General features: G+C 71.9%; 4 protein-coding genes. 3 read left to right on the top strand and 1 reads right to left on the bottom strand.

Translation table 11 applies throughout. From position 1 onward, the window contains the following. Positions 1–84: 84 nt before the first annotated feature. The gene (locus ACFXPX_RS43055; RefSeq protein ID WP_380645038.1) at positions 85–2535 is read right to left on the bottom strand and encodes a ricin-type beta-trefoil lectin domain protein; all 2451 of its coding nucleotides are present in this window, start codon (positions 2533–2535) and stop codon (positions 85–87) included. A gap of 606 nt (positions 2536–3141) precedes the next feature. Between ACFXPX_RS43055 and ACFXPX_RS43060 the strand changes: the two genes are divergently transcribed. From ACFXPX_RS43060 to ACFXPX_RS43070, 3 genes are all read left to right on the top strand, one after another. Further along, positions 3142–4191, top strand: coding sequence for a substrate-binding domain-containing protein (locus ACFXPX_RS43060; RefSeq protein WP_380525689.1), 1050 nt, complete (start codon positions 3142–3144; stop codon positions 4189–4191). Positions 4192–4372: 181 nt separating this feature from the next. After that, positions 4373–6034, top strand: coding sequence for a sugar ABC transporter ATP-binding protein (locus tag ACFXPX_RS43065; protein WP_380645040.1), 1662 nt, complete (start codon positions 4373–4375; stop codon positions 6032–6034). Beyond that, positions 6031–7033 (top strand): ABC transporter permease (locus ACFXPX_RS43070; protein ID WP_380645041.1); only part of this gene is annotated, 1003 nt, incomplete at its 3' end. The genes ACFXPX_RS43065 and ACFXPX_RS43070, both read left to right, overlap by 4 nt.

Below are 7033 nucleotides of genomic sequence, written 5' to 3' on the forward strand. Positions count from 1 at the left end.
GTCCAGTACGAGGCCGACTCGGGCGCACGCCCAGCCGGGCGCCCAACGCCGCGCGCTGATCTGCCAAGATCCGCCGGACAGGCCCTAGGGGAGGGCCCAGCGCTGGTTGGCGCCGGCGTTGCAGTCCCAGATCTCCAGGCGGGTGCCGTTGGTGGTGGCGAGGGCCGGGTCGTCGAGGCAGCGGCCGGACTGGGTGCTCCGCAGGGTGCCGTCCGGCTGGGGCGTCCACTGCTGGTTGGGGCCGGCGTTGCAGTCCCAGAGTTCGACCGGGGTGCCGTTGACGGTGGCGGCGCCCGTCACGTCGAGGCACTTGCCGTTGTGGGTGAGGCTGCCGTTGGACCAGGTCCACACCTGGGAGGGGCCGGCGTTGCAGTCCCAGAGCTGGACGGCGGTGCCGTTGGCGCCGGAGTCGCCGTCGGCGTCGACGCACTTGCCGGCCAGGGCGGAGGTGATCGGGCCGGTGTGGGTGGTCGGGGTGCCGGGGGTGAGGGCGAAGCGGTCGAACTGCTCGGTCCGGTAGTCGGTCACGCCCAGGCCGGCCTGTCCGTTGGTGAAGCTCGCGTCGGTCGCGCTGCCCACCGTGGTGCCGTCGATGCCGGCGGTGAGTGTGCTGCCCTCCATCGAGAGCGAGACGGTGTGCCAACTGCCGGTGCCCGGTGCGGTGGTGGTGCCGTGGGCGAGGGTGGTGAAGTTCCAGCTGGTGTCACTCTTGTCGATGGACCAGGCGCCGGTGTCGCTGAACCGCAGGTGGTAGGCGTTGAGGCCGTTGTTGTTGCGGCCCTGCTGGTTGACCCGGCCGAGGAGTTCGACGCTGCCCGACTGCTCGAACAGGGTGTCGGCGGTGACGGTGTAGTTGGACCAGCTGCCGTCGCCCATGATCGTGTACGGCGCGTTGTACGACTCGTCGGTCCAGCGGATCGGCGAGGTCGGGGCTATCTGGCGCAGGCAGGTCCCGGCGCGGCCGCCGCCGCAGGGGACGGTCTGGAAGGCGCCGTTCATGTCGGTGAAGTACTTCGGCGAGGTGGTGGTGGCCGCCTTCTCGAAGTCGTCCGCGTAGGGCAGGCCCAGCGGGGCGGCGGCCGGCGCGGTGGCGGTGCCCCGGCCCTGGCCGGTGGTGGTGGTCACGGTGTAGACGCGGCCGGGCTGGAGGGTGAGGGTGTACGCGCCGCCCTGCGGGGTGACGTCCTGGGCGTGGACGAACCAGTCCGCGGGCTTGTCGGAGCCCAGGTCGGTGGACCAGACGTGGACGGTGCCGGTGGACAGGCCGCCGGCGACGGTGAAGCTCGCGGTCTGGGCCGCGGCGGCGTCCATGGTCTCGATGACGGTGCTGTAGTCGCGGTTGTTCGTGGACTTGAGCGTGACGTAGCTGCCGTTGGTGCGCGCGCCGCCGAGGTAGCCGCTCGCGGAGTCGATGTAGTGCCAGCCGGGGCGGGCGAACTGGGTGGTGTGCGCCGTCACCCAGGTGGTCCTGCCGATCGTGTAGTGGCCGGACCACGGCTGGTTCGCGATCGACATGCCGTCGCTGGAGAAGTACAGGTTGGGGTAGAGCGCGGCGATGACCGGCCAGTTGACGAAGGAGGTCATCCTGCCGTCGAGGTAGTCGCGGTTGATCCCGCGCGCGACCGCGGCGGCGCCGCCGTCCGCGTCCTCGGAGCCGTTCTCGCTGGCCCACAGCGGCTTGCCGAGCCCCTGCGCCGTGGGGGTGCTCGGACAGCTGGTGAAGTTGCCCAGGTAGCCGCACGGGTAGTGCACGCCCACGACGTCGACGGCGTCGCGGAACGCCGGGTCGGTGGCCATGGCGTCCGCGACCGCCCAGGTGTCGTCGGCGGCGACCACCTTGGTCGAGCCGTAACCGTGGGAGACCAGGGCGGACTTGAGCTTCTCGTACCAGGCGGCGTTGAAGCTCCGCTCGTTCCAGCCGCCGAGGTAGGAGACGTTCAGGTGGTGCTGTGCGGCGCAGCCCATCCAGGACATCAGGTAGTCGACGGTGTCCTGGGACCAGAAGGTGCCGCCGCTGCCGGTGTTCCCGATCCAGCCGGGGGCGCCCCAGGACAGGCCGTAGAAGGTGATGTTCGGGTTGCGGGCCTTCGCCTGTTCGGCGAGCCACCACTCGTAGCCCTGGTGGCAGTCGACGGCGCCCTTGGTGTGTTCGATGCTGGGCTCGGCGCCGTCGGTGGAGTTGGTGTCGCCGCCGATCTCCAGTTTCAGCACCTGGAGCGAGGCGCCGTAGCCGGGCTTGAACAGGTAGTCCAGCAGTTGGCTGCGCTGTGGCTCCGGATAGTCCACCAGGAGGCGGGAGTTGCCGCCGCCGCCGGAGATCGCGCCGACCCCGTCGAAGGCGAGGCCGGGCTGGGTGCCGTCGACGGTGACGGCGGTGCGGACGGCGGTGGCGGCCGTGGGTGCCGAGGGCGCCGTGGGCGCCGAGGGCGCCGCCGAGGCGGCGGGCGGTGTGGCGAGGCTGCCGAGGGAGCCCAGCAGCAGGGCTGCGGCGCCGAGGGCGGTGCGCAGTTTCGGGGGCAGGTGTCCACGGGCCATGGGCGTCTCCGGTGACGGGAGGGTGCAGGGGAGCGCCGGCGTCGGCGGGAGCATGCAGGAACGCCGGGCAGGTGCGGAGCGTAGACCCGAGTTCCAACACTAATCAACAAGAAGGCCGCAGATTCAACGGCGTTGACCACTTGTCACGACAGCGCCGCACACGATCGACCGCAGGTGCGGCGGCCCGGGGTGGGACCGCACTGCCGGCGGGCGGTGGGGCCGCCCTCTTGACGTGAACCCGCCTTTGGCGGAAGCTGTTCCGAGCACCTACCTACCGGCTAGTAGGTGGTCTCGCACACCCATCCGAACGCCTCTGACCAGTGTGATCAGCGGGCTTCGACCGAGCATGTGCACCTTCCCGCGCGGCCCCGGCCGCCGCGCGGGCACTTTCGCGCGCGCGGAACCGCCCGTCGGACCGGCCTGCTCGCGCCGGATGGAGCGGGTGGCATAACGAGACGGTGTCGATCGTGCCCCGGAGGTAAACCCACGCTTGACTCCAGTGTGAACTGGGCGTTTCCTGTTGCCTCATCGCGTTTGATTGCGATGTTTTCTGATCGACTCTGTTGCTTATGGTCGATCGGTCCCACATCCTCAGGAGCCCTCACCATGCACCTCACCCTCCGTGGCCGCCTGGCCTCGCTCGCCGCGCTGAGCCTGGTCACCTCGTTCGGGCTGACGGCCTGTTCCACCGGACAGACCTCGTCCTCCGGGGCCGACGCGCCGGTGGCCCCGGTGTCCGGCAAGGTCTCGATCACCTACCTGCAGAAGCAGGGTGACCAGCAGTACTTCGTGGACGAGGCGGCCGGGGCGAAGGCCAAGGCCGCCGAACTGGGTGCCGACCTGAAGGTGGTGAACCTCGGCAGCGACGCCAACAAGACGGTCGGCGAGGTGCAGGCCGCGATCGCCCAGAAGAGCAACGGCCTGATCATCGTGGTGCCGGACCCGGCGGTCGGCCCGCAGGTCGTCCAGACGGCCCGGGACGCCAAGGCCGCGCTGCTCACCTCCGACGACCAGGTCTGTGCGAGCGGCCCCTCCCCGGCCCAGTGCGCCGCCGGCGACCTGGTGCCCCGGATCGGCTTCTCCGGCCAGCAGATGGGTCAGCAGGTCGGCCAGCGCGCGGCCGAGGAGTTCAAGAAGGCCGGCTGGAACGCCGCCGACACCCGGATCATCTCCGCCTGGAAGCAGGACGTCACCGTCTGCGGCGACCGGGTCAAGGCCGCGAAGGACGCCTTCGACCAGGCCGTGCCGGGCGTGCAGGCCATCGACGTCGCCACCGACAACACCCCGACCGGCGCCCAGGACAAGGTGGCCGCCACCATCACCGCCAACCCGGGCGTCAAGCACTGGGTGACCTGGGGCTGCAACGACGAGAACGTCCAGGGTGCCGTCACCGCCCTGCAGAACGCCGGGATCAGCCCGGACGACATCGACGGCGTCGGCCTGGGCGCCTACCTGGCCTGCAAGGACTGGGCCGCCGGCAAGCCCTCCGGCATGAAGGCCGCCCTGTTCATCAACGGCAAGGACGTCGGTGCCCTGTCGGTGCAGACCATGTTCGACAAGCTCAAGAACGGCAAGGACTTCCCCAAGGAGGCCTTCGCCCCGACCAAGATGGTCGACGCCGCCACCTGGCAGTCCGCGGGCGTGTCCTGCAGCTGACGCCGCGCCCGGCGCCGCCTCGGCCCGACGCCACCTCGGGCCGACGCCACTTCGGGCCGGCCGTGCGGCGGAGCCGCCGGGCTCCGCCGCACCGCCGCCGCACCGTCACTGCCGCAGCGTCGCCGCCGCTTCCGCGGCCCGTCCGCACCCCCGCCCGTACCGCACTGCCAACGAGGCCCCGATGACCCCACCCGAACCCTCGCCCCTCCCACCGCCGGACGGTTCCGCCGGCCTGAGCGCCGAAGGGGTGTCCAAGCGCTTCGGCGCCGTCCAGGCGCTGATGGACGTCACGCTCTCCTTCCCGCCCGGCCAGGTCACCGCGCTGATGGGCGAGAACGGTGCCGGAAAGTCCACCCTGCTGCGCATCCTCACCGGCGACCACCGCCCCACCGAGGGCCGTGTCCTGCTGGACGGCGAGCCCCTGGACCTGCACTCCCCGCAGGACGCCCGTCGGGCCGGGATCCGGATCATCCCGCAGGAACCCGAGATCATCCCGCACGTCCCGGTCGCCGAGAACGTCTACGCCGGCTCGCTGCCGCGCACCGCCCTGCGCCGGCTGGACCGCGCCGAGCTGCGCCGCCGGATCACCGCCGACCTGGCCCGCCTGGGCTTCGACAAGGTCCTCGACCCGGACCTGCTCGGCTCTGAACTCACCGCTGCACAGCGCCAGTTGGTCGAGATCATGCGGGCCCTGACCGGTGCGGTCGCACCGCGCGCGATCGCCTTCGACGAGCCCACCTCCTCGCTCTCCGAGCACGAGGTCGAGGCGCTGTTCGCGCTGATCGGACGGCTGCGCGACCAGGGCATCGCGGTCGTCTACGTCTCCCACCGGATGAAGGAGATCTTCCGGCTCGCCGACCGGATCGCCGTGCTGCGCGACGGCCGGGTCGCCGGGGTGGTCCGGGCCGCCGCCACCGACGAGGGCGAGCTCGTCCGGCTGATGGTCGGCCGCGACCTGTCCTCGCTGTTCGTCCGCCAGCAGGTCGCCACCGAGCGCGTCGTGCTGGACGTCGACGGGGTCACCACCGACGACGTCCGCGACGTCAGCCTCCGCGTCCGGGCCGGCGAGGTGGTCGCCCTGGCCGGGCTGATCGGTGCCGGACGCTCCGAACTCGCCCTCGCGCTGGCCGGGGACGCCCCGATCCGCTCCGGCACGGTGACCCTCAACGGCGAGGTGCTGCGGCTGCGCAGCCCGCGCGACGCCATCGCCGCCGGGATCGGACTGGCGCCCGAGGAGCGCAAGGCCCAGGCCCTGTTCCTGCAGCGCACGATCCGCGACAACACCTCGCTGGTCAGCCTGCGCCGGCTCAGCCGGTGGCGGTTCGTCAAGCACCGCCAGGAGAAGGCCCTCGCCCAGGAGTACGCCGACCGGCTGCGGGTCCGCGCCCCCTCCGTCGAGGCGGAGGTGCGCACCCTGTCCGGCGGCAACCAGCAGAAGGTCGTGCTGGCCCGCTGGCTCGCCCGCCGGCCCGAGCTGCTGATCCTGGACGAGCCCACCCGCGGCGTCGACATCGGGGCCAAGGCGGAGATCTACCAGATCATCGCCGACCTGGCCCGCGAGGGCACCGCCGTGCTGGTCATCTCCTCCGAACTGCCCGAAGTGCTCGGCCTCGCCGACCGGATCGTGGTGATGCAGAACGGCCGCACCACCGGCGAGCTCAGCCGCGAGGAGGCGACCGAGGAGGCCGTCCTCGCCCTCGCCATGGCCGACGACCTCGGTGCCGATGACTTCGGTGCCGCCGCCGACCGTGCCGCGGCCGACCACCGTGCCGCGGCCGACCACCGTGCCGCGGCCGACGACCGCGCCGCCACCACCCCCGCCCAGACCGGAGAGACCCGATGACCACCGCCACGCCCCCGACCGCCCCGGTGCCGGACACCGGCGCCCTGCCCGTGCGGTCCGGCGGCCCGCGCGCCCTGCTCGCCGCGATCGGCGGGCAGAACCTCAGCCTGATCGGCGCCCTGGTCGCCGTCGTCGCCCTGTTCGGCGGGCTCAACCCCAACTTCGTCGGCTGGGACAACATCCAGGTCATCGCCGAGGCCGCCACCATCTCCGGACTGCTGGCCGTCGTCCAGACCGTCGTGATCATCTGCGGCGGCCTCGACATCTCGGTCGGCTCCCAGGCCGGTCTGGCCTCCGTCACCAGCGCCATGGTGTTCACCTCCACCGGCGCCAACCCCTTCCTCGGCATCAGCGCCTCGCTGGCCATCGGCGCGGGCATCGGCCTGTTCAACGGCGTCGTCATCGTCTACGGCCGGGTCAACCCGACGATCGCCACCCTCGCCGGGCTGGCCGCCTACAAGGGCGTCGCCCAGCTCGTCTCGGACGGCCGCGCCCAGGGCTACGTGCTCAACGACCCGGTCTTCGTCTTCCTCAGCCGGGGCCGGATCGCCGGACTGCCCACCATGGTCTGGCTGCTGATCCTCACCGCCGTCGCCGTGCACGCCCTGCTGACGTACACCGACATCGGCCGCAACATCTACGCGATCGGCGGCAACGACACCGCCGCCCGGCTGGCCGGCATCAACCTCAACAAGTACCTGATCGCCGCCTACGCCCTCTCCGGTACGGTCGCCGCCCTGGCCGGCGTGCTGCTCACCGCCCGCACCGGCAGCGGCCAGCCCGTCTCCGGCAGTGAGGGGCTGGAACTCCAGTCGATCACCGCGGCCGCGCTCGGCGGCTGCGCCCTCAAGGGCGGCAAGGGCAGCATCGGCGGCACCCTGCTGGCGGTGGCGCTGCTCGGCGCGCTGCAGAACGGGCTCACCGTCCAGGGCATCAACGCCTTCTGGCAGAACGTCGCCCAGGGGGCGCTGCTGGTGGCCGCGGTGGTGATCCAGCAGC

Source organism: Kitasatospora sp. NPDC059146 (assembly GCF_042786665.1).
In the GTDB taxonomy this organism is placed as follows: Bacteria; Actinomycetota; Actinomycetes; order Streptomycetales; family Streptomycetaceae; genus Kitasatospora.